We start from the raw sequence: 22904 nt of genomic DNA, 5'->3' as shown, positions 1-22904 counted from the left end.
TGCGATGGCCAGTCCGGTGGCCACAAGCAGCAAGAACCATAATAATTCCTGTCTGTTCATGGGCTGCCAACTCATCTTCCCAGATGTTTGACGTCGGGGTCGTGCAACTGGGATACCGCTCCCTGGTTCACGGGTTTCGACAGTGATGTCTGCTGTGTTCACGCGTAGATTTCATGACCATCGCCATGGGCGGTCCGCCCGGCGTAGCGTATCAATGCGAACAGACAATCGCCAGACGCGCGATGCCGATGGTTCTTGCTGTCTGCAACGCCATGAGTTTCGGATCTGTGTCGGTCGTACCAACTTCCGATGCGCTTAGCGAACACTCTGTCGTGCCGGGGATGTCATGACCCCAACTCAAATGCGTGGGTCGCTGCGCGATCGGATCAGCCGGCCAGGGCCCGCATGATGTTGGGCACGGCAGGCAGTGTGAGAAGCGCTGCGCATCCCAGCCAGATCGACGCAACGACGACGCTTTGGGGGCGCGCCAAAAGGCGTTCGTAGAGTGCGGCCGGAACGCCTGCCACCATCAGGGTGAGCGTCGACAGGATGAGCGCGCTCGCCATGTAGACGAACTGGCTGGTCGGTGGCGCCCAGGATGGGTACCAGACCGGGTACAGCACGAAAAGCACAAGCACCCAGGGGGAGAAGATACCGTTGACGATGGCGATCGCCATCACCGGAACCAGACCCGTGCGTTCCATGTCTCAGTTCCCCGCCGTTGCGCCGGGTGCCAGCCCGGCGTTGAAGAGCATCATGAAATAGCCAAGCCGCAGCGCCATCAGCCACAGTGCAGCGAAGATCAGCACGACCGGCTGGGCCAACACTTCAGGCGTGAGGTAGCGCACGGCGCGCACCACATGGTCCGTGACGAAGCGGAAGCCGCGCCAGATGAAGTTGTCCCAGTTCTCCGGCACGAAAAAACCGAGAACCAGCCGCCCGATCAATGTGTACATCACTGCTGCCAACACGAAATTGGGCAGGTGGAAATACCAGTAGCTCCAGAATTCGTTCATGCACGCGGTCCAATGAGGATCATGGGGGGATCATGGGGCGGTCATGCGAGCCATAGCGGCATCGCGCAAAAAAGAAAGAGGGGTCCTGTCCGGACCCCTCCCCTGACGTCCGATGCGATGATCAGGCTGTCTTTTCTTCCATGATCGTCTTGCCGCGAGGAACACGGATCTCCTCGATGAACTCCTGCAGCTCGTGTGACGGCTCCTTGGTCAGGCGCGAGACGACATACATGACCGCGAAGCCGACGGGCAAGCCGAACGCCGCCGCCGACAGGTTCTTCACCCCGCCCCAGTTCGCGATCGACTGCGCATGCTTGTCGAACGCCGCCCAGGCGGCTGCCTGAGCATCGGGGGCAGCGGCCGCAAAGGCGGCTTTGAGCTCCTCGAACTTGGCCAACTGCTCGGCCGTTGCCGTCGACAGGCCGCTCCACATCTCCACGAAGCCGACCGCACCGTAGCGGGTGCCCAGCAGATAGTAGAGGCAGATGCCGAAGCCTGCGATCATGCCGGCAATCGCCCCCGCCGAATTGGCACGCTTCCACCAGACGCCGAGAACCAGCGCCGGGAAGAGGCCTGCCGCCGCAAGCGAGAACGCCCAGGACACCATGGCCAGGATGTCGGCAGGCTTGGTCGAGGCGACGTAGGCCGCCGCGATCGCCACCAGCACCAGAAGCACGCGCGACACCACCAGGCGGCGCGCCGTCGGTGCGTTCTGGTCGATCATCTTGTAGTAGATGTCGTGGCTGAGCGCGTTTGCGATGGCCAGAAGCAGGCCGTCGGCCGTCGACAGCGCGGCTGCGAGACCGCCGGCTGCGACAAGGCCCGAAATGACATAGGGCATGCCTGCCATTTCCGGCGTGGCAAGCACGATCATGTCGGCATTGAGGTTGATGTTGGCAAAGCCGATATTGGTCACACCCTGTTCCGCGCAGGCTGCGGCGATGGCGGCTGCGTCGATGGCAGCCTTGCCGCAGATCTGCACCAGCGCGTTGTCGGCTGCGGCCCAGCGCATCATCCATCCCGCCTTCTCGGCGATGTTGTCCGGCGTCAGGCCGGAAGCCACCAGGTCGAGCATGGTCCACTTGGCGAAAGCGGCATAGGCCGGCGCCGTGAAGTAGAGGATGAAGATGAACAGCAGCGACCATGCCACCGAGACGCGCGCCTCACGCACCGAAGGCGTGGTGAAGTAGCGCATCAGCACATGCGGCAGCGAAGCGGTGCCGACCATCAGGCACAGGATGAGCAGGAAGAAGTTGAGCGCGTTGTAGCCGCCGTGCACGAACGGCGTGATGTGGTGGACCGCGATGCCCTGCGCGGTTTCGAGCGCGGTGATGTTGGCCAGCGCCGTGCCCTGCATGAGCTGCGGGATGGGGACGCCGGTCTTGACCGTGGACATCCAGATCGCCGGAATGAGGTAGGCGATGATCAGCACGATGTATTGGGCAACCTGCGTCCAGGTGACTGCACGCATGCCGCCAAGCATGGAGCAGACCAGAATGCCGGCAAGGCCGACATAGACCGCGACGTTGAAGTCGAGGCCGAGGAAGCGGGCTGAGATGATGCCGGTCGCATAGACCTGCGCGACGACATAGGTGAAAGAGCACGAAAACAGCACGATCACGCCGATGAAGCGGGCAAGATTGCCGCCATAGCGCGCCGAAAGGAAGTCGGGCACCGTATAGGCGCCAAATTTGCGCAGATATGGCGCGACCAGGATCGCGACCAGAACATAGCCGCCGGTCCAGCCCAGGACGAAGGCGAGGCCGTCATAGCCGAGCAGGTAAAGCGTACCGGCCATGCCGACGAATGAGGCGCCCGACATCCAGTCCGCACCTGTCGCCATGCCGTTGTAGATTGCAGGCACGCGGCGGCCGGCGACATAATATTCGCCGACCTGCATGGTCCGCGACAGAATGCCGATGACGGCATAGATCAGGATGGTGAAGCCGACGAACATGTAGCCGATGATGTAGTTCGGCACGCCGGCGGCGCTCAGGATCGCCATGAGGATGACGAAGGCTATGAAGCCTCCGGTGTAGATTCCGTAGATGCGGCCTAGATTGGAGACGAAATCTCCGCCGCCGCTGGTTGTCGTCGTTGCCATGGTTCCCCCCTCACTCTTCCGACACACCGTGCTCTTCGTCGATGCCGTTCTGCTTGCGTGCAAACCAGAAGAGCATCACGACGAAAGCAATGAGCGAACCCTGCGCGGCCATGTAGAAGCCCAGCGGGAAGCCCAGAATGACGATATTGTTGAGTGGGCCGACGAAGAAGTGGATGACATATCCGAAGAAAAACCACAGCCCAAGCATAAGAAACATGAGACTGCGGGTCTTATTCCAGTAGCTTACGCGGTCCGGCGTCGCCATCGCGTTGATCCCTCCCTTGATTTACAGCCTGTGCAGATTCTCCCCGACCAACCGGCCGTTCAGCAAGTCGCCAAGCTCCCGCAAACGGGAATGTGGCAAGCGTCGGCGTCATGATGGACTCAGCCGACGCTGCTTGAACTCTAGCTGTATTTGCAACTGACCGTTATTCGACTTTAGAATCGGTTCGGCGGGCTGGCTAAGAGGTGTCGCGAAGGCTAACGCTTGGCAGCACGCGGCAGACGAAGGGAATATTGCAATGGGCCTTCTCGATGGTCTTCTTCCGGGATTTCTCCGCAAGGCCACGCCGATCCACGGTACCGCCGACCTGGCAGATTTCATGGATGCGCGCGCCTCGTTCCTGGCGCAGAAGTGCATCGTCGAATTCTGCCGCGTGCGGGCGGGCGTGTTCTGGCAGAAGCTGTTCAGCGAAAAGGAGTTCCAGACCGCGCTCGATCAGGCGCGCTGGCGGGCCTACCCGCCGTGCTACGCCATGGTCGCGGAGATGGTTGAAGGGTCGCTGCGCGAGGTTGCAGCCGGGCGTCAGCGCGGTCTGGAGACAGCGATCGAGCGGGTCGCCCGCATGAGTTTTGCAAAGCACCCTGTTCCCGACGGCTCGCCTGGGACCTTCTGGGAGGACGCGGCCGCCCTGGTGCGCGGCAGACTGGCGGCAGCGCAGGCCGGAGCGCCGCGGCCGGTGCGGGAGATCCCCGATCCGCTGGCGCGGATGGTGTTCGATGCGGTGCCGATCCATCCCGAATTGCTGACCAACGACTATGACTACATCTTCAACTTCCTGCGGATGAACATCCTGAGAGCGCATGAGGACCTGCTGGAGCTGGCCGATCGCGCCGCGATCGTCGATGAACTTCTCGGCGCGCCCGGCGTTTGACGGGCCTCAGGCGAACATCAGGTCGCGCACCAGCCCCGGCACGGACTGAAGGCGCCTGACCAGCGCCTTCAGCTCGCCTTGCTGCTCGCGCGGGATTGCGGCCAGGTCGACGCGGTTGGAGACGGGCACGCCGGCATAGACGTCGCGAATCTGTTGATCCAGCAGCAGCCCGATCAGAAACGCATGGCCGGCCAGCATCGCCTTCATGTCCTGCTCGCCGCCGACATCGCGGGCGATCAACGCCTCGAGACGGTCGCGCGTGCTCAGTGCCCGGATGCCGTGGCGAATTGCCAGCGTCCGTGCCGCCGCAACGATCGGGAACAGGCCGTGCATCTTGATATCGAGCCGGCCGTCGTCGAGCCGCAGGCCGCCCAAAAGCGTGAACGGGTTGTCCGAAACGATCTGCTCGCCGAGGAGCTTGGCAAAGACCGGCTCGGCGTGGCCGCGTGCATAGGCATGGTCGAACAGCGCGTCGCTCAACGCCACCTCACCGTGCACGGGCTTCAGATCATAGACGATGTCGACGTTGAGCAGGTCGTTTGGCCGCGAGCGCCGGACCCATTCCTCGACGCGATTCTTCCACGTTTCGAGACTGCCGCGGAACGCCGCGTTGCGGCCCATGACGCCGCCCTTGCAGTAAGGCACGCCGGCGGCGTCGAGCGTATCGGCGAGCTTTTCGCCAAACATCTTGAACCAGAGGTCTTGCCGACCATCGGGTTCGCCGTGCTCGAAGACGATGGCGTTGTCCTGGTCGGGTGCCAGCAGGCTTTCGCCGCGTCCGCCGGAGCCGAGCACCAGCACGGCGTATCGACAGGGCGGCGCGCCGTGACCCTGCGCCTGCAAGGCAAGCTCCGCCAGCACGGCGGCGCGGCGGGTCATGGCGCGCAACTCCTCGGAGATGATCTCGGCGACGATGCGCGGATCGATCGCTTCGGCGAGCAGCGAGCGCACGACGCCGGGAAGCGTGGCCCATGCCGCCGCCAGTTCGGCGGCGCCCGTGGCATGTTCGATCTGGTCGTCGAGGTTGATCGCTTCGCTGGCCCGCAGCCTCAGCAGGTCACGCGCCGACAGCACGCCCACCAGCGTTCCGGCATCGTCGCGCACGGCAAGGTGACGTATCTTCAGCCGGTCCATGCGCCCGATGGCGCGATAGGCAAAGGCTGTGGCGCGCACGCTGGCGAGCGGCCTGGAGGCGAAGGTGCCGACCGGCAGGTCCAGCGCATCCGCGCCGCTGCCGGACAGTCGCCGCATCACGTCGCGCTCGGTGACGATGCCGTAGTCGGCGACCGGTCGGTTCGGTTCTCCGGCATCGGACACCAGCAGGGAGCTGATCTTTCGCGTGACCATCAGCTCGATGGCCTGCCGCATGGTTTGGCCCGATGTCACCACCACGGCGGGGTTGCTCATGAGGCTGCCGACGCGGTGGCGGTAAGCGTAAGGATCCACCGACTGGAAAACAGGAGCCTGAGGACGCGACACCGGTTCGCTCCAGCCGGCGCGATGGCCGGCTTCAAGATCGCGCGAAAGGGCAAGGCACGCCAGTTCGGCTTCGCCCAGCGTCCGGACGTTGCGCTTGCGCAATTCGGGCAGCAGCGCGATGAAGACCTTGCCAGCCGTGAACGCGTCCCCCAGAGCCGTGTGCCGGCCGGCAACCTCCACGCCCAGCCAGGCGGCGACCGCGTCGAGCGAATGGTCCGCCAGACTGGGATTGGCCACCGCCGCAAGAAGGCGCACGCACAGCGCGCGCGGTTTCGACCAGGGCAGGTTCGCAAGCCGGCATTCGCGCTCCATCACCGCCAGGTCGAAGCCGATGGAGTGGCCGACGAGAACACGTGGTCCGGTGAAATGCTGGAACCGGTCCCAGGCTGCGGTGAAATCCGGCTGGCCGACGAGTTGGTCGTCGGTAATGCCGTGGATGCGGGAAGCCGCAGGCGGCACAGCTTCGCCGGCATCGACGAGAAGTTCGAAGCGGCGTTCCGGTTTGATCTTGCCGTGCCAGATGCCGACCGCACCGATCTGCAGGATACGGGCCTTGCTGGCGTCGAGCCCGGTCGTCTCGGTGTCGACCGCCGTCGCCGCCATTGAAATCAGGGGTGTCGCGCCGGTCGCCGGCTTCATGTCCGCTCCTGCGAGGTTGCTGAATGCCCGGCTCGGATGTCCCGCTTGTTGCCCGGGCCGACAATATCGGCCAATTTTCTGCCGCGGCATAGCGCGACCGGCACGCCAGGTCGAAGGCTGCTCCAACAGCCTCACCGAACATGTCGGCAAGCCGGCCCGTTCCGTGAGGCTCGATCCTCGAGGGTCTTTTCCGCGCGGTATTCGCCTGAATGTGATTTGCGCGCAGCCTGGGCGTCGGTCCACCTTGCGCGGGTTCATCGTCAGGATGTGTCAATGCGCGAGATCAGGCGGGTCGCCGTGGAGTGCGTCGGGCGTGCGGTCATGTTCGGATCGCTCGCGATCGGATGCGTCATGGTCGGCTTCTCCTTCAACCCCGTATCGGCATTCCGCAGCGGCGCTTTCCTCACACTGATGATGGCGCTGGTGCTGATGTGGAAAGCGATGACCGCCGGCACCAAGGCGCCCAGGCGCACCGAGATCTGGCTCTATCTCGACGAGAAGTCGCGCCCGCTCGATGATCCTGCGCGGCGGGTGTTCGGCACCGTCATGCGCGACGTCTATGGTATTTTCGCGCGGATTGCGCTTTGCGTTGCGGTCGGTTTCTTCCTGCTGTCGCTGGTGCTGATGGCGTTTGGCCTCGAGGCCTATGTGCCGCCCGTGGGATAGGTCAGTGGTCCATCGAGCAAGGACAAGCGCAGGCGAAGATCATCTCTTAGCTGTCGCGCTGTTCGTAAGCGTCCCGGGGTTCAGGTCTGACAGCCATCCCGATCACTCCTTCAAGGCAGCCGCCAGCTGTTTCGCCGCGATGCTGTCGCCCGTTTCAGCACTCTTGTCGCCGCCGGTCTGCTGGCCCGGTTGTATGGCGGCATCACCGGCACGTTCCTGTTCGGCGAGGAGCACGCGGCCGCCGATTTCTATCTGTAACGTCATGCTGCTGTTCCAGGCCGAGCGCTTCGGCGTTCAGGTTCCCGAGCCGATGGCCGAACTGCGCGCGCGGATGCGCGAGCGGCCCGCCGTCGGTGCTGCGATGCGGGCCGAAGGCTTCGCCTGAACTCGATCCTGATAGACTCGCCGCCCAGTCCCTGCCCCCAATGCGCACGCGCCAGCACAAATCCCAATGCGGCTGTGTTGGCGTCGGTTGCGCCGAAAGACAGGGTTATCGTCCCGATCGCGTCCCCCAGCTGCGCAATCCCGAAGCGGCGGGCCCGGAGACGCGGGATGGCCCATTCATGTCGTCGGCCTTGCCGGTTGCCGGCTTCGCCATCATCGAGGCTGCGGATATGGTGGAGGCGGTCAAGAAGATCTCAGGCGTTCCCTGTGCCGTTGCGCATGGCGTCGTCGAGATGTGGCCGTTGGAATAGGCAAACTGGCTCCAAGAGCCGGCGCAGAGGGACATGCGCGCCAGCCTCGGCCGCCGCCGCAGCTACCTGGCTTGAGCCCACGACCCTACGCCGCCCTCACCCAGACCTTGTTGTCGTGCACCGCAGCACCGCCATAAGGTGCCGGCGCGTCGGCGCCGGTCAGCACGTTGATGCCCTCGCCGCGCTCATGGTCGGAGTTCGGCCAGATGCCTTCGGCGATGACGACGCCGCGCCTGATCTTGTCGAACAGGCGGGCATGCAGCACGACCTCGCCGCGCCTATTGCCGATCTCGACCCGGTCGCCTGTCGCTATCCCGAGTTCTGCCGCGTCCTCGGAATGGATCAACAGTTCGGGCCGGCCCTCCTTCTCGCGCGACACCGGCGTCTCGACGAAGGTCGAGTTGAGGAAATTGCGCGCCGGCGACGTCGCCAGGCGGAACGGATGCTCCGCATCGGCCACTTCGATCAGGTCGACATGGTCGGGAAACTCGGGCAGCTGCGCGACCGGGCCGAAGATGCCCATGCTGCGCGGCGGCTTGTTGGGGGCGGCACCGCCATTCCAGTGCGGCTTGAAGCGAAACTTGCCGTCGGGATGGCCAAAGCCCTTGAGGAAATGCGCGCTGTCGAATTCCGGCTGCATGTCGGCCCATTTCTGGTCCTTGAAGCTGTCGAAATTGCCCAGGCCCTTCTTCTCCAGCATGACGTCGATGTGCTGGCGTTCGGTCAGGCCGAAACCCGGCATGTCAGACACGCCGAGCCGCTCGGCCAGTTGCTCGATGACGAAGTGGTTGGTGCGCGGGCCCTCGGGCGGGTCGATCAGCTTCGGCCCCAGCGTGATGTGCTGGTTGCCGCCGCCCTTGTAGATGTCGTCATGCTCGAGGAACATCGTCGCCGGCAGCACGACGTCGGCGAGTTTTGCCGTGTCGGTCATGAACTGCTCATGCACCGCCGTGAACAGGTCGTCGCGCATAAAGCCCTTGACCACCAGCCGCTGCTCTGGCGCGACATTGGCCGGGTTGGTGTTCTGGATCAGCATCGCGGTGACAGGCGGGCCGCCATAGAGCGCATCCTCGGCATTGGTCAGCACCGGGCCGATGCGCGAATGGTCGAGATAACGGATGTCGGGGTCGCGGAATTTCGTGCCCTCAAGCAACTCGCCATTGAGCTTGAAGATGCCCGAATTGGAATGGAAGGCGCCGCCGCCCTCATATTGCCAGGCGCCCGTCACCGCCGGGATCGACAGCGCCGCATGCATGTTGACCGAGCCGTTGCGCTGGCGCGAAAAGCCGTAGCCCAAGCGGAAGAAGGTCTTCTTGGTGGTGCCGACGAGCCGGGCGAAAGCCTCGATCTCCTCGACCGTCAGGCCGGTGATGGCGGCCGCCCATTCCGGCGTCTTGTCGGCGAGATGCGCTTCGAGGCCCCTGGGGTCGTCGGTGTATTTTTCGAGATAGGGGCGATCGGCAAACCCGTCGCGGAACAGCACATGCATGACAGCGCAGGCGAGCGCGGCGTCGGTGCCGGGCTTCAGCACCAGCCCCATGTCGGCCTGCTTCAGCGTCGCGGTCTCGTAGATGTCGATGACGACGATCCTGGCGCCGCGTTCCTTGCGCGCCTTGATCGCATGGGTCATCACATTGACCTGGGTGACCACCGCATTGGTGCCCCAGATGACGACGCAGTCCGACTTGCCGATCTCGCGCGGATCGGTGCCGCGCAGCGCACCTGTGCCCATGACATAACCGGTCCAGGCGAGATTGGTGCAGATCGAGCCGAAGAAGCCGGAATATTTCTTGGCATGGCGCAGCCTTTCGATGCCGTCGCGCTGCACCAGCCCCATAGTGCCGGCGTAGAAATAGGGCCAGACGGTCTCCGAGCCGTAACGCTCCTCCGCCGCGATGAATTTTTCCGCGACGAGGTCGAGCGCTGCCTCCCAGCTCGCTTCCTTCCAGTTGCCGTCGCCCTTGGCGCCGGAACGGACCAGCGGCTTGAGCAGCCGGTCGGGATGATGGACGCGGTCGGCATAACGGGCGACCTTGGCGCAGATGACGCCTGCCGTATAGCTGTTGGACTTGGCGCCATGCACACGCCCGATGCGCTTGTCGTCGAGCAGCTCGACCTCGAGCGCGCAGGTCGAGGGGCAGTCATGCGGGCAGGCCGAATGGCCGATCCTGATCTTGGCGTGCTGGTTCATGGCGCCCTTTTACCCTGATGTCGGCTTGCCGTGTAGGGCCAGTGCGGACCGCTGCATGACCCTCCCCCCTCGTGGGCCGAGCGGGCAAGGCGGGATGGGGCTAATCTCGGCCACCCACCCCGGACCTTCGGTCCGACCCTCCCCACCCCGGACCTTCGGTCCGACCCTTCGCAAAAAGAGGGAGGGTAAGATGCCCTACTCGGCGACGCCTTCTTCATATTCGGCCGACATGCTCAGCCACTTCTCTTCGTTGGTTTCGAGCTGGGCCGACAGTTGCGAGCGTTCCTTGGCCAGCTGCGTCGCCGTCGTCGGGTCCTTTTCATAGAGCCTGGGATCGGCGAGCTGGTCCTCGATGCCGTCGATGCGCTTGCGGATGCGGTCCATAAGCGCCTCGGTGGCGCGGATTTCCTTGGCCAGCGGCTCGAGGGCGGCGCGCCGTGCCGCGGCCTCGCGGCGCTTGTCGGCCTTCGAGGCCTTGTCGGCCTCGCGCTCCTTGCGCCGGTCGCCCGACACGCCCGTCACCAGCGTCTTGTAGTCCTCGAGGTCGCCGTCATAAGGGTTGACCGCGCCATCCTTGACCAGCCACAGCCGGTCGGCCGTCGCCTCCAGCAAGTGGCGGTCGTGGCTGATCAGGATCACGGCGCCGGGAAACTCGTTGAGCGCCATGATCAACGCCTCGCGGCTGTCGATGTCGAGGTGGTTGGTCGGCTCATCGAGGATAAAGAGGTTCGGCCCGTCAAAGGCCGACAGGCCCATCAGCAGCCGCGCCTTTTCGCCACCGGACAGGTCCTTGGCGGCGGTGTTCATCTTCTCGGTCGGCAGGCCGAACTGGGCGACACGCGCCCTCACCTTCGATTCAGGCGCCTCCGGCATCAGCCGGCGGACATGCTCATAGGCGTTTTCCTCGGGCCTCAGATCGTCGAGCTGGTGCTGGGCGAAGATCGCGACCTTGAGCCCGGGCGCGATCGTCACCGAGCCGGTCTCGGCCTTGAGCCGGCCGGCCAGCAGCTTGGCGAAGGTCGACTTGCCGTTGCCGTTGGCGCCGAGCAGCGCGATGCGGTCGTCGGCGTCGATGCGCAAGGTCATCTTCTTGAGGATCGGCTTGTCGGCCTGGTAGCCGACGCTGACCCGGTCGAGCGCGACGATCGGCGAGGCCACCGTCTTGACCGGCTCGGGGAAGCTGAACGGGCGCACATTGTCTTCGATCAGCGCGGCGATCGGCTTCATCTTCTCCAGCGCCTTGATGCGCGACTGCGCCTGGCGCGCCTTCGACGCCTTGGCGCGGAAACGGTCGACGAAGGACTGCAGGTGCTTGCGTGCCGCCTCCTGCTTGACGCGGCCCTTTTCCTGCAGCTCGCGCTGCTCTGATATCTGGCGCTCGAACTGGTCGTAGCCGCCGCGCCAGAAGGTCATCTTCTTCTGGTCGAGATGGACGATCGAATTGACGGCGCGATTGAGCAGGTCGCGGTCGTGGCTGATCAGCAGCACGGTGTGCGGATATTTCGAGACATAGTTCTCGAGCCACAACGTGCCTTCGAGATCGAGATAGTTGGTCGGCTCGTCGAGCAGCAGCAGATCGGGCTCGGAAAACAGCACGGCGGCAAGCGCCACGCGCATGCGCCAGCCGCCGGAGAAAGACGAGGCCGGGCGCTTCTGCGCCTCGTCGTCGAAGCCGAGGCCGGCGAGGATGGTGGCGGCGCGGGACTCGGCCGAATGGGCGTCGATGTCGGCCAGGCGGATGTGGATCTCGGCGATGCGGTGCGGGTCGGTGGCGGTCTTTTCCTCGGCGAGCAGTGCCGAGCGCTCGACATCGGCCTTGAGCACGATGTCGATCAGCGGCTCCTCGGTGCCGGGCGCTTCCTGCGCGACCTGGCCGATCCGCGTGTTCTTGGGCAGGCTGATGCTGCCGGTTTCCGAGCTGAAGTCGCCGGTGATCGCCTTGAACAGCGTGGTCTTGCCGGTGCCGTTGCGGCCGACAAGGCCGGCCTTTGTGCCGGCAGGCAAGGTCAGCGACGCGTGGTCGAGGAGAAGGCGTCCGGCAATGCGGAGGGAAAGGTCATTGATGATGAGCATGGCGTGGCGGTTTTGGCCGAGAGTTACCGATATGGCAAGAGCGCGCCGCAGCCATTAGAGCGGACGCATGATGGAAAGGGCCGTTGCCTGGCGATCAGGCGAAGGCCGGCCTGTGGCTGCGGTGCAGCGCTTCGCCTGCGATCTCGCCTGTCGCATCGATCGCCGCGCCGTCTGACGTGGCGGGCGGCGGCGCGGCGTGGCCGATGGCAAACAGCACAGCACTGCCGGCGGCCAGCATGGCAAACAGCATGAACATGCCCTGCCCGCCAAAGGCGCCCAGCGCCAGCCCGCCGAACAGCGGGCCGATGAAATTGCCGACCGAACTCAGCGAATGGGCGCCGAAATAGGCGCCGCGGTTGCCGTCATTGGAGATCCTGTCGACAAGCACATATTCGGCCGGCACGACCAGCACCTCGCCGATGGTGAACAGCACCATGAAGCCGATCAGCATGGCAGCATTGGTGGAGACGGCAAAACCGAGCTCGCCGCCGAGGAACAAGAGGCAGCCCAGCACCATCGCCCGCAACGGCCCGATCTTCTCGATCACCAGCCGCGCCGGCGCTGTGGCGAGCACCACCACGGCGGCGTTGGTGGTGACCAGCCAGGCAAAGATCTTCATGCCGTCGTCAACGTTGGTGGTCAGATATTGCGACAGGGTCACCGACCACTGGCCGTAGACCGCCATCAGCAGCGTGCCGCCGCCGACATAAAACAGCAGCCGGCGGTCGCGCAGGGCAGCGCCGAGCCGGCGCAGCCCGGGTGCCTGCTGCGGCGCGGCCTGTCCGCTGCGGTCGGCCAGCGCCGCCGGCACGACGAAAAAGATCGCCGCGGCAAAGACGAAATGCACCATGCCGGCAATGACGAAGGGCAAGGGCGAATTGGCGCCGATGGCCAGGCCGATCATCGGCCCGACGGCCCAGCCGGCATTGATGACGAGGTAGCGCCAGGAAAACATCCTGAGCCGCAGTTTCTCGGGCGCCGCATCGCTCATCAGCGCCCGCGACACCGGCTCATAGACCGCAGCCGACACCGACGAGACGACATGCGCCAGCGCAAAGGCCGCGACCGATTGCGCCAGGCCGAGGCCGACGAGCCCGAGCCCGGCAAACAGGAGTGCGGTGACCAGCACCACGCGCCGGCCGATGCGATCCGAAATCGTTCCGGCAAACGGGCTTATGGCAGCGCCGAGCAACGGCCCGGTGCCGATCAGCACGCCGATCCAGGCCGGGCTCAGGCCGAAATCGCCCTGCAGGCGGATGGCCAGGAAGGTCAGGCTCATGCCCCTGGCGATCGCCACCATGCCGGAGCCGGCAATGAGCAACAGCACGATGGCCTGGCCGGTCTTGTCGCCGAATGGACGCACGTTTTTTTATCCCGATACAGAGAAAGCGACTTCAGGCCGGCTGGCCGGGCGCGGTCGCAGATGCTTCGTCTGGCCGAGATGACGTGCAAAGACAAGGCACGTCGCGCTGCCCAGAGGCAGCTATCTGATGATCCAGACATCTCATGACAAATACTGGGGTCATGACAAATACCGGGGCATGCCAAAAGACCGGCTCATGACGATATCCGGGCCGACCGACCGCCGGAATCGAGACGGCCCGCCTGAGCGGGCCGTCCGTAACGTCTTGGCGAAAGGTTCAGCGGCTGGCGGTGCGCAAAAGCTTGCACAGTTCGCGCAGGTCGCTTTCGAATGCCATCGGGTTGGACAGCACCATCTTGCAGCGCTTCACATAGGCAGCCACCTGGGCTTGCGACATGCCGCCGATGACGCCTGGGTTGATGCCCGGGCCGCCGGGGCCACCGGGGCCACCGGGGCCACCAGGACCGCCGGGTCCGCCCGGACCGGCAATGCCGGGCCCGCCGATGTTGATGCCGATGTCGGCGAGCGTGTTGCCGCCGAGGCCGACATTGGCATTGACGCCGGCCAGGCCCTTGTTGCCGGCGACGTTGGCGCTGGCATTGGCCGTCAGGCCCTGGTTGCCGCCGACCGAGGCATTGGCCTTGGCGTCAGCGAGGCCCTTGCTGCCGCCGACATCCGCGTTGACGTCGGCATTGACACCGCCCGAACCACCGACGGTTGCGCCGATGTCGACGCCAAGTCCTCTGGAGTTGCTGTTACCGATGTCGACAGAGACGCCGAGCCCCTTGCTGCGGTCGCCGATGTCCAGGGCGCTGGCTGGCGCGCAGAGCGCCACAAAAACGATACCACCCGCCAGTGTCTTGGCAATTGCCTTCGATATACCAGTCATGGAAGTCTCCCTGTGGTTGCCGATCCCAGCACCCAGCCTTGAGACTGGCTGCCGGCATAGTAACGAACCCACGTGGCAATAAGTTTCACCTACCCCCTAGACATCATCAACTTTTTTACTGCTCACCATGAATTGCGTTACATGAAGCAGTAGACGATCGAATCCTTTTGATTATGTTCGTTAAAAGCATAAAATTTTATGCAATTTAGGCGAATGCTCTACCGTCCTCGGTGCGCTGGAAGTAAATGAGATCGAGAGCTACGGACGGGCGCCCGAGAACTGTCAGGATCATGTGCGCCTGGCCGCGATGATGCGTCTGGTGGTTGAAAAGGTGCATCAGGGCCGGCGCCAGCCGCTGCGAGATGGTGCGCATGTCGGTGATGGTCATGTAGGTGAAGCGCCCGGTGAATGCCTTGTCGCCGAGCGAGCCGATCCACTCGACGATGCGCCTGTCCTCAGCCTGGCGCGCGGCGCGCAACCTGTCGAAATCGGCATGGATGACGGCGTCGAGCTGAGACGGCGCATCGCCCTCGCCGGTGAAACGCTTCAGCCAGATACGGTCGGCGACCAGGAGATGGTTGAGCGTGCCCTTCATCGACTTGAAGAAAGCGCCGGTGTCGCGCTCATAGTCCTCCGTGTCGAGCTCGGCTGCTGCCTCATAGATGCGCTCGTTGGCCCATTGATTATAACAGGCCAACATCATGAAATGCCGTTTCATCCGAGATCCCTTGGTGCTTCGAAAATCGTCCTCTTACTACAGCCCTTCAGGAACAGCCGCCAATGACCATTCTCCTCTACGACCTCGTCGGCAGCGACATGACGCGCCCCTTCAGCCCGCATTGCTGGAAAGCGGCGATGGCTCTTGCCCATAAGGGGCTGGACTTCCGCAGCATGCCGACACGTTTCCTCGAGGTGCCCTCGGTCGAGGGCGGCGCGTCGAAAACCGTGCCGGTCATCCGCGACGGCGATCATGTGACATCGGATTCCTTCGCCATCGCGCTTTATCTCGAACAGGCCTATCCCGGGCGGCCGTCGCTGTTTGCAGGCGCCGGCGGCGAGGCCCATGCCCGCTTCATCGAGCGCTGGTCGCAGCTGACCATCCATCCTTATGTCGGTGCTGCCGCGCTGACCGCCCTTCACGGCATGCAGGACGCGGCCAACGCCGCCTATTTCCGGGAGAGCCGCGAGGCGCGTTTCGGCAAGACGCTGGAAGAGGTCAGCGCGGCACGCGATGCCGGGCTGCAGAGCTTCAGGGCGTCGCTCGAACCGCTGCGCAGCATGCTTAGCTATCAGCCGTGGATCGGCGGCGACGGTCCGCTGTTTGCCGACTACATCGTCTTCGGCGCGCTGCAATGGGCCCGCATCGCCACGCCCTACCAGTTGCTCGACGCGGCCGACCCGATCGCTGCCTGGTTCGGCCGTTGCCTTGAGCTCCATGACGGCCTTGCCGGCCGCGTGGCTGCGGCGGCCTAGCCCCTTGGCAATGCGGCGGGCGGCCTGTATAGAGCCCGCCACACTGCAAATCCCAGAGATCACAAGGACCAGACATGGCGATCGAACGCACATTTTCGATGATCAAGCCGGACGCAACCCGCCGCAACCTGACCGGCGCCATCACCAAGATGCTCGAAGACGCCGGCCTGCGCGTCGTCGCTTCGAAGCGCGTCTGGATGAGCCGCCGCGAAGCCGAGGGCTTCTACGCCGTGCACAAGGAACGCCCCTTCTTCGGCGAGCTGGTCGAGTTCATGTCGTCGGCGCCGACGATCGTGCAGGTTCTCGAAGGCGAGAACGCCATTGCCAAGAACCGCGAAGTGATGGGCGCCACCAACCCGACTAACGCTGCCGAAGGCACCATCCGCAAGGTCCACGCGCTGTCGATCGGCGAAAACTCGGTGCACGGCTCGGACGCCCCCGAGACCGCCGCTGAAGAGATCGCCTACTGGTTCTCGGGCACCGAAATCGTCGGCTGATCCAGCCGATCAACAGCAGGCGTCAAGCCGCTGATCCAGAATCGAAAAAGGCCGGGGCGCACGCTCCGGCCTTTCTGTTTGGGCCACTGATCCGGAATCGAAAAGTCGGGATGCGAGCGCGCCCCGGCTTTTTCCTTGGGTCTCCGCCCCTCGCCTGCCGGCCAAGGATTTCAATGACTTGGCCGCATATCAGGCGAAACAGATTCAATCCGTTGCCAAACTGATTCAATCAGCTTGCGGCAGTAAAACGCACGATGTCCTTGCCGTCCTTGTCGGCCAGCACAAGCTTGCCCTCGACGATCCTGAAGCTGGCAGTGCGCTCCAGCGCCTGATGGAATTTGTGCTCCTGGTCCATCACCGCCTGCTCGCAGGCCATCTCGGTCGAGCCGATCTGGCCGAAGGCCACCTTGTCGCCGTCGACCTTGGCGCTGCCGAAGAAGCCGTTGCAGCCGCCGCGACCGGAGACCTTGCCGTCCTTGCCGATGCGCAATGTCGGCCTGGCCTTGTCGTGGGCGGCCGCGCCGTCGATCGCCTCGGCGACCCAGTCACGTTCGAAGATCGTGAGCTCTTCGGCCGCACCGGACTGGCGGACCATCTTGACCACAATGGTCTGCGGCCCCGCCGTCAGCGGATCGAGCGCATGGCGCACATCGTTGATGAACCAGAGCTGGTCATCGACGCTGATGCGCGCCTGCAGCGCGTAGGTCATGTTGGTCTTGATTGCGGTGGGATCGAAGGGGATGGCGAACCTGATCGGCACCTGGCCCGCCGGATCGATCTTCTGCGCGCCGAGGATCTTCGCCGGCGCGTCGGCGAGCGAGACGTCGGCAAGCTGCACCTCGAGCACCGCATTCGCAGGCAAGGCGATGCGTTCGCGATACAGCACCTCGCCGGTGACAAGCGTTTCGTCAGCCGTTGCCAGAGTGGGGACGGCCATCATGCCGACCAGCAGCGGCGTCATGCCGAAAATGAGGAATTCCGCGAGCTTACCAAGCAAGGCAGCCTCCTGGTTCGTGTTGCCAAAACGATCAATCTTGCCGAGACAAAGAATGTGACCGCGCGCCCGGCATCAACCTGGCGTTTCGACAGTGAATAACAGGGAATGAGGTCGTTCCATGGCCGCGACGTGACATCGCGGCCGGCATCGCTCAGGACTTCGCCCAGCGGGCGGCAGCCGCCTCGTCGCTGTCCTTGGCGTCGACCCAGTTGCCCTCGCTGCCGTCGACACGGTGTTCCTTCTTCCAGAATGGGGCGCGCGACTTGAGATAGTCCATCAGGAAATTCGCGGCGTCGAAGGCCGCCTGCCGGTGCCTGGAGGCGGTGACGACCAGCACGATGTTTTCGCCCGGCCTGATCTTGCCGAAGCGGTGGATGGCGGTGATGCCGGCCAGCGGCCAGCGCGCCAGAGCCTCTTGGGCGATGCGGGTGATCTCGGCCTCGGCCATGCCGGGATAATGTTCGAGCTCGAGTGCTGCCAGCGTGCCGGCTTCGTCGCGGCAGAGGCCGCTGAAGGTGACGACGGCACCGACATCCGCCCTGCCCGCCGATATCCGCGCGATCTCGGCGGCGACGTCGAAGTCGCCGGCCTGGATGCGCACCACAGGCACGACGCTCATTGGGTCAGCCGCCCGTCATCGGCGGAAACAGCGCGATCTCGCGCGCGCGGCCGATCTCTTCGCGGTGATCGACATGTTCTTGGTTGATCGCGACGCGGATCACTTCGGGATGCTGCAAAGCACTTTCGAACTCTTCGCCGCGCGACTTGAGCCACAACAACAGGTCGCGGACCGTCTTGACCTCGGTCGGCAGCTCGACCTCTTCCTCGGCCTTGCCGATCCGCTCGCGCACCCAGGCGAAATAGATGAGCTTGGTCATGATCTCACTCGTCCATGATGTGCTTCAGGCCGGCACGGAAATAGTCATAGCCGGTATAGAGTGTGACGAGGGCGGCGATCCACAGCAGCACCAGACCGATCTGGGTGGTCAGCGGAAAGATCTTGTCGCCGGCCGGGCCGGCCAGCAGGAAGGCGATGGCCACCATCTGGATCGCCGTCTTCCACTTGGCCAGCTGGGTCACCGGCACGCTGACCTTGAGTGCGGCAAGGTATTCGCGCAGGCCCGAGACCAGGATTTCGCGGCACAGGATGATGATCGCCGCCCACAGCGACCAGCCGGCGATGCCGCCGCGATTGTCGGTGTCGGCGGCGAGCAAAAGCAGGCAGGTGGCGACAAGCAGCTTGTCGGCGATCGGGTCGAGCATGCGGCCGATGTTGGAGGTCTGCTTCCAGGCGCGGGCCAGATAGCCGTCGAGATAGTCGGTGATGCTGGCGATGACGAAGATCGCCAGCGCGCTCCAGCGGGCGAAGTCGGACGATTGCAGCCGGCCTTCGAGGAAGAAGCAGAGCACGACCATCGGCACGGCAAGAATGCGGGCATAGGTCAGCATGTTGGGCAGATTGAATGCGCGCTGGGCCATGGTTTCTTATGCTCTTTCGTCTGCCGTAGTGAAATCAGAAGGCGGGCTTGGGGGTCAACTGTCTAGAGATAGCCCGGGCAGGCGCCGGACGACAATTCCCGTTGATCACCCATTATCGTGAAAATGGTTGTAAACAAGGCGCGCGATGGATTCCGAGATGCCTTCGACGGCCATCAGGTCGTCGACGGCCGCCCGGCTGACCGCCTTGGCGGTGCCGAAGGCCAACAGCAGCGCGCGCTTGCGGCTCGGGCCGATGCCGCCGATCTCGTCGAGCGGGTTCTTGACCATTTCCTTCTTGCGCCGCGCCCGGTGCGAACCGATGGCGAAGCGGTGCGCCTCGTCGCGCAGGCGCTGGACGAAATAGAGCACGGGGTCGCGCACCGGCAGCGAGAACGACTCCTTGCCCCTGACGAAGAAACGCTCACGTCCGGCCTCGCGGTCCTGGCCCTTGGCGACGCCGATCGCCACCACGCGGTCCTCGATGCCGAGCTCGGCCAGCATGGCACGCACCGCCGTCATCTGGCCCTGGCCGCCGTCGATCAGGATGACGTCGGGCCAGGCCGGAAACGCGCCCGTATCCTCGATACCCGCATCCTGATCCATGGCGGCCTCGTCCGCCCCTGGCTGGTCGCCGCCATGCTCCTTGAGCAGCCGCGAAAAGCGCCGCGTCATCACCTCGCGCATCATGCCGAAATCGTCGCCGGGGGTGATGTCGGTCGAGCGGATGTTGAACTTGCGGTACTGGTTCTTGACGAAGCCTTCGGGGCCGGCGACCACCATGCCGCCGACGGCATTGGTGCCCATGATGTGCGAGTTGTCGTAGACCTCGATGCGCACCGGCGGCTTGTCCAGCCCGAAGGTCTGGGCAAAACCTTCGAGCAGCCGTGCCTGGGTCGAGGTTTCCGCCAGCCGGCGGCCGAGCGCCTCGCGGGCGTTCTGCACGGCATGGTCGACAATGTCCTTCTTTTCGCCGCGCTGCGGCACCGAGATCGCCACCTTGTGGCCGGCGCGGGTCGACAGCGCCTCGGCCAGCAGTTCCTGCTCCTCGACGGCATGCGACAGAAGGATCGCCCGCGGCGACGGCTTGTCGTCATAGAACTGGGCCAGGAACGAGCCGAGCACCTCGGCCGCCTCCAGCGACGGGTCGGCCTTGGGGAAATAGGCGCGGTTGCCCCAGTTCTGGCCGGTGCGGAAGAAGAACACCTGGATGCCGGTCTGGCCGCCTTCCTGGTGGATGGCAAAGACGTCGGCCTCGTCGATGGTCTGCGGGTTGATGCCCTGGTGGCTCTGGACATGCGAAAGTGCTGCCAGGCGGTCGCGATAGATGGCGGCGCGCTCGAAATCGAGATCTTCGGCCGCCTGCTGCATCTGGCCGGAAATCTCCGTCTTCACCTTCTGGCTGCGGCCGGAGAGGAAGTCCTTGGCCTCCTGCACCAGCTCGTCATAGCCCTCGCGCGAAATCTCGCCGGTGCAGGGTCCGGCGCAGCGCTTGATCTGGAACAGCAGGCACGGCCGCGTGCGGTTGTCGAAGAAGCTGTCGGTGCAGCTGCGCAACAGGAAGGCGCGCTGCAGCGAGTTGATGGTGCGGCCGACCGCCTGGGCCGAGGCGAACGGGCCGAAATAGTCGCCGCCCTTGCGCGAGCGCGCGCCGCGATGCTTGTAGATGCCGGGCGCCGTGTGGTCGCTGGTCAGCATGATGTAGGGAAACGACTTGTCGTCGCGCATCAGGACGTTGAAGCGTGGCCTCAGGCGCTTGATCAGGTTTGCTTCGAGCAGCAGCGCCTCGATCTCGGTGCGGGTGACGACGAACTCCATCGTCGCCGTCTCGCGCACCATCTTGCCGATGCGGTTGGTGTGGAAGCGCCCCTGCGCGTAGTTGGTTACGCGCTTCTTCAGGCTGCGCGCCTTGCCGACATAGAGCACGTCGCCCGCGGCATTCATCATGCGGTAGACGCCGGGCGCATTGGGCAGCCGCTTGACCAGCGTCTGGATTACCTCGGCGCCGACCATGCCGTCGGCATCGCCGGCATGCGCGGTCCAGTCTATGGCGGTGAAAGGCAGGTCCGGACCGGAGGCTGCGACGATCTCTTCCGCCGCCTCGTCGTCATCGAGCTCGGCTTCGGGCATGTCTTCGGCAGCCTTGCCGCCCTTGCGGAGGCTTGTGCCGGTATCGGAATGACGTGGACTCATTCCACCATGCCTGTCACGTCAGGCGTCTGCCAGGCAAGATGCTGGCCGCCGTCCAGCGCGATCATCTGGCCGGTTATCGAGCGCGACTGCCAGAGATAGCGGATGGTGGCGCCGAACTCGCCGAGGGCGGGACCGTGCTTGAGGATCAGCCCGTCGAGCTGGGCGGCGAAGGCTGCCGCATCCTGGCGCGCGCTCGGCAGCGTCGGGCCGGGGCCGATGGCATTGACGCGAATCCTGGGCGCCAGCGCCTGCGCCATCGTCCTGGTCGCCGCCCACATCGCCGCCTTCGACAGCGAATAGGAGAAATAATGCGGTGTCGGCTTGAGCACGCGCTGGTCGATCATGTTGACGATCAGGCCGTCCGTCCCCTCGGGCAAAGCGGCGGCGAAGTTCTTGGCCAGCAGCGCCGGCGTCTTCACATGCAGGGCGAAATGCCTGTCCCACACCTCCCAGTCGAAATCGGTCACCGAATCGACCTCGAACACCGAGGCATTGTTGACCAGAAGCGAGATCGGGCCGAGCGCTGCCGCGGCATCGGCGACAAGCCCGTCGACATCGGCCATGTCGGCGAGGTCGCATTGCACGACGGCGGCGCGGCCGCCGCCAGCATTGATAGTGGCGGCGAGATCGTCGGCGGCCTTACGCGCGTGATTGCAATGGATGGCGACGCCGAAGCCATGCGCGGCAAGGTCTTCGACGATGGCGCGGCCGATGCGCTTGGCCCCACCCGTCACCAGCACATTGCCCGCCATCTCAGCCATCCCAGTCCTCTCATGCTGTCTGCCAGCTTCCGCGCGGGCAGCTTTCGGCTACCCCTTGGTAACCTCTGTAAAAAGCCGTTCATCGATCCGGCGGCAATGTGGCGAATGCCCGGGATACCGCCTCAAATCATGCCCGCGAAGCAGGCTTGCATGCGAGATATAGAACGGCCAACGCCTTGTACCAAGCGGCTTCAGGCAGAGGACTGGCAAAGCTCCTGACACGGCTGTTGCAGCGATGCAACGTCACGCTTCAGCCTCATTTGCGCCGGGCAATCACCCAACTTCAGGTTCGGTTCAGCCGCATTTCGACCCGACATTCGGAACCGTTCGGCGCCCAGCCCGTTTCTCCCCCCCGGACGGGCTAGGGGCGCCAGTTGAAAAAGAGCCAGTGTATCGTTGGCTTAAGGAGTAAAACAATGACTGCCATTCTCAAGCACGCTCGTCCGCTCGCTGCGGCGTTCGGCCTGGTCGCGCTGGCTTCGATGCCTTCGTTCGCTGCCGACGTCGTCATGGAAGAGCCGCCGGCACCTGCCGCGCCGATGGAACAGCCCCCGCTCAACACCTGGTCCGGCCCCTATGCCGGTGTGACGCTCGGCTACGGCTTCAGCGGTGAAGCCGACGCTGCCGGCAACAAGATCAGCACCAGCGGCTTCCTCGGCGGTGCGTTCGCCGGTTACAACTACCAGATGGACAACTTCGTCCTCGGCGCCGAAGGCGACCTCGGCTACAGCGGCGTCGAAGGCGACAATGCCGGCACCTCGGTCAAGAACGGCTTCGAAGGCTCGCTGCGCGCCCGTCTCGGCTATGTCGTGACCCCTGACATCCTGCTCTATGCCACCGCCGGTGGTGCTGGCGCACAGGTCAAGGCAACGCAGGGCGGCATCGAAGACAAGAACACCATGCTCGGCTGGACCGCCGGCGTCGGCACCGACGTCAAGCTCACCGAGCAGGTCTTCGGCCGCGTCGAGTACCGCTACACCGACCTCGGCACCGACACCTTCGCGCTGGGCGCAGGCAACACCGAGATCTCGAACAAGGATCACCGCATCCAGTTCGGCGTCGGTATGAAGTTCTGATCTCCAGAGATCAGCACACACGAAAAAGCCGGGCTCACGCCCGGCTTCCCAGGGGTTTGTCAGCAGTCTGAAGCCGGGCTCACGCCCGGCTTTTTTGTTGTCTTTTTTTCCCGGCGGGGCGTCGCTACGGGAGCCAGAGCGTTTCCGCTTTTCTTCGAAGCG

At 64.4% G+C, this 22904-nt stretch carries 24 protein-coding genes; 7 read left to right on the top strand and 17 right to left on the bottom strand.

Annotated elements, in window-relative coordinates:
- Positions 1–386: 386 nt before the first annotated feature.
- The 4 genes from Amn_RS10085 to Amn_RS10070 form a co-directional block, all read right to left on the bottom strand.
- A complete protein-coding gene (locus tag Amn_RS10085) occupies positions 387–704 on the bottom strand; it encodes a hypothetical protein (RefSeq protein ID WP_286296707.1) in 318 nt (105 codons plus the stop codon).
- Positions 705–707: 3 nt separating this feature from the next.
- The gene (locus Amn_RS10080) at positions 708–1016 is read right to left on the bottom strand and encodes a YggT family protein (RefSeq protein ID WP_154385117.1); all 309 of its coding nucleotides are present in this window, start codon (positions 1014–1016) and stop codon (positions 708–710) included.
- 121 nt (positions 1017–1137) lie between these two features.
- Positions 1138–3120: a sodium:solute symporter family protein gene (locus Amn_RS10075; protein ID WP_154385116.1), complete on the bottom strand. Its 1983-nt coding sequence runs from the start codon at positions 3118–3120 to the stop codon at positions 1138–1140.
- Positions 3121–3130: 10 nt separating this feature from the next.
- The gene (locus Amn_RS10070; RefSeq protein WP_067963983.1) at positions 3131–3385 is read right to left on the bottom strand and encodes a DUF4212 domain-containing protein; all 255 of its coding nucleotides are present in this window, start codon (positions 3383–3385) and stop codon (positions 3131–3133) included.
- Between the two features lie 256 nt (positions 3386–3641).
- On the opposite strand from Amn_RS10070, the gene Amn_RS10065 reads away from it, so the two are divergent.
- Positions 3642–4274, top strand: coding sequence for a hypothetical protein (locus Amn_RS10065; RefSeq protein WP_286296695.1), 633 nt, complete (start codon positions 3642–3644; stop codon positions 4272–4274).
- A gap of 6 nt (positions 4275–4280) precedes the next feature.
- On the opposite strand, the gene Amn_RS10060 is transcribed toward Amn_RS10065, so the two are convergent.
- Positions 4281–6392, bottom strand: coding sequence for a DUF294 nucleotidyltransferase-like domain-containing protein (locus Amn_RS10060; RefSeq protein WP_286296693.1), 2112 nt, complete (start codon positions 6390–6392; stop codon positions 4281–4283).
- A 273-nt stretch (positions 6393–6665) separates the two neighbouring features.
- On the opposite strand from Amn_RS10060, the gene Amn_RS10055 reads away from it, so the two are divergent.
- Positions 6666–7058: a hypothetical protein gene (locus tag Amn_RS10055; RefSeq protein WP_154385113.1), complete on the top strand. Its 393-nt coding sequence runs from the start codon at positions 6666–6668 to the stop codon at positions 7056–7058.
- Between the two features lie 102 nt (positions 7059–7160).
- Here Amn_RS10055 and Amn_RS10050 read toward each other — a convergent pair whose 3' ends face one another.
- Positions 7161–7322 (bottom strand): hypothetical protein, encoded by a 162-nt coding sequence (locus tag Amn_RS10050; protein ID WP_286296688.1) that lies wholly within the window; start codon positions 7320–7322, stop codon positions 7161–7163.
- Here Amn_RS10050 and Amn_RS10045 point away from each other — a divergent pair.
- Positions 7321–7443 (top strand): hypothetical protein, encoded by a 123-nt coding sequence (locus Amn_RS10045; protein WP_286296686.1) that lies wholly within the window; start codon positions 7321–7323, stop codon positions 7441–7443. The two genes, Amn_RS10050 and Amn_RS10045, sit on opposite strands and share 2 nt — an antisense overlap.
- Before the next feature lie 178 nt (positions 7444–7621).
- Positions 7622–7753 (top strand): YciI family protein, encoded by a 132-nt coding sequence (locus tag Amn_RS10040; RefSeq protein ID WP_281381240.1) that lies wholly within the window; start codon positions 7622–7624, stop codon positions 7751–7753.
- Positions 7754–7838: 85 nt separating this feature from the next.
- Here Amn_RS10040 and Amn_RS10035 read toward each other — a convergent pair whose 3' ends face one another.
- The 5 genes from Amn_RS10035 to Amn_RS10015 all read right to left on the bottom strand — a co-directional run bounded on the left by Amn_RS10035 (position 7839) and on the right by Amn_RS10015 (position 14987).
- A complete protein-coding gene (locus tag Amn_RS10035; RefSeq protein ID WP_286296682.1) occupies positions 7839–9944 on the bottom strand; it encodes a molybdopterin-containing oxidoreductase family protein in 2106 nt (701 codons plus the stop codon).
- A gap of 195 nt (positions 9945–10139) precedes the next feature.
- The gene (locus Amn_RS10030) at positions 10140–12017 is read right to left on the bottom strand and encodes an ABC-F family ATP-binding cassette domain-containing protein (RefSeq protein WP_286296681.1); all 1878 of its coding nucleotides are present in this window, start codon (positions 12015–12017) and stop codon (positions 10140–10142) included.
- Between the two features lie 94 nt (positions 12018–12111).
- Positions 12112–13380 (bottom strand): MFS transporter, encoded by a 1269-nt coding sequence (locus Amn_RS10025; RefSeq protein WP_286296679.1) that lies wholly within the window; start codon positions 13378–13380, stop codon positions 12112–12114.
- A 277-nt stretch (positions 13381–13657) separates the two neighbouring features.
- A complete protein-coding gene (locus Amn_RS10020) occupies positions 13658–14269 on the bottom strand; it encodes a hypothetical protein (RefSeq protein ID WP_286296677.1) in 612 nt (203 codons plus the stop codon).
- A 205-nt stretch (positions 14270–14474) separates the two neighbouring features.
- Positions 14475–14987 carry a DinB family protein gene (locus tag Amn_RS10015; protein ID WP_286296675.1) on the bottom strand — a complete coding sequence of 171 codons (513 nt, stop codon included), beginning with the start codon at positions 14985–14987 and terminating at the stop codon, positions 14475–14477.
- A gap of 62 nt (positions 14988–15049) precedes the next feature.
- Between Amn_RS10015 and Amn_RS10010 the strand changes: the two genes are divergently transcribed.
- Together Amn_RS10010 and ndk are read left to right on the top strand one after the other, a co-directional pair.
- Entirely contained in the window at positions 15050–15742 is a 693-nt protein-coding gene (locus Amn_RS10010) for a glutathione S-transferase family protein (protein WP_286296674.1), read from the top strand.
- 74 nt (positions 15743–15816) lie between these two features.
- Positions 15817–16239 (top strand): nucleoside-diphosphate kinase, encoded by a 423-nt coding sequence (gene ndk / locus Amn_RS10005; protein ID WP_286296672.1) that lies wholly within the window; start codon positions 15817–15819, stop codon positions 16237–16239.
- A gap of 229 nt (positions 16240–16468) precedes the next feature.
- Here ndk and Amn_RS10000 read toward each other — a convergent pair whose 3' ends face one another.
- From Amn_RS10000 to Amn_RS09975, 6 genes are all read right to left on the bottom strand, one after another.
- Positions 16469–17236, bottom strand: a complete 768-nt coding sequence (locus Amn_RS10000; protein WP_286296670.1) for a YbaY family lipoprotein — start codon at positions 17234–17236, stop codon at positions 16469–16471.
- A gap of 151 nt (positions 17237–17387) precedes the next feature.
- Positions 17388–17855: a molybdenum cofactor biosynthesis protein MoaE gene (locus tag Amn_RS09995; protein ID WP_154385106.1), complete on the bottom strand. Its 468-nt coding sequence runs from the start codon at positions 17853–17855 to the stop codon at positions 17388–17390.
- Positions 17856–17859: 4 nt separating this feature from the next.
- Positions 17860–18114 carry a molybdopterin converting factor subunit 1 gene (gene moaD, locus Amn_RS09990; RefSeq protein WP_154385105.1) on the bottom strand — a complete coding sequence of 85 codons (255 nt, stop codon included), beginning with the start codon at positions 18112–18114 and terminating at the stop codon, positions 17860–17862.
- A 4-nt stretch (positions 18115–18118) separates the two neighbouring features.
- The gene (gene pgsA, locus Amn_RS09985) at positions 18119–18715 is read right to left on the bottom strand and encodes a CDP-diacylglycerol--glycerol-3-phosphate 3-phosphatidyltransferase (RefSeq protein WP_154385104.1); all 597 of its coding nucleotides are present in this window, start codon (positions 18713–18715) and stop codon (positions 18119–18121) included.
- A 105-nt stretch (positions 18716–18820) separates the two neighbouring features.
- Positions 18821–20905, bottom strand: coding sequence for an excinuclease ABC subunit UvrC (uvrC, locus tag Amn_RS09980; protein WP_154385103.1), 2085 nt, complete (start codon positions 20903–20905; stop codon positions 18821–18823).
- Positions 20902–21666, bottom strand: coding sequence for an SDR family oxidoreductase (locus Amn_RS09975; protein WP_154385102.1), 765 nt, complete (start codon positions 21664–21666; stop codon positions 20902–20904). The genes uvrC and Amn_RS09975 overlap by 4 nt, the downstream gene beginning before the upstream one ends.
- 416 nt (positions 21667–22082) lie before the next feature.
- Here Amn_RS09975 and Amn_RS09970 point away from each other — a divergent pair, with 416 nt between their 5' ends.
- Positions 22083–22742 carry an outer membrane protein gene (locus Amn_RS09970; protein ID WP_067964021.1) on the top strand — a complete coding sequence of 220 codons (660 nt, stop codon included), beginning with the start codon at positions 22083–22085 and terminating at the stop codon, positions 22740–22742.
- Positions 22743–22904: the final 162 nt, after the last annotated feature.

The organism is Aminobacter sp. Y103A, from assembly GCF_030294925.1.
GTDB lineage: Bacteria > Pseudomonadota > Alphaproteobacteria > Rhizobiales > Rhizobiaceae > Aminobacter > Aminobacter ciceronei.
Note: the sequence above shows the minus strand (reverse complement) of the source record. Positions and strands in the feature narration are given on the sequence as shown.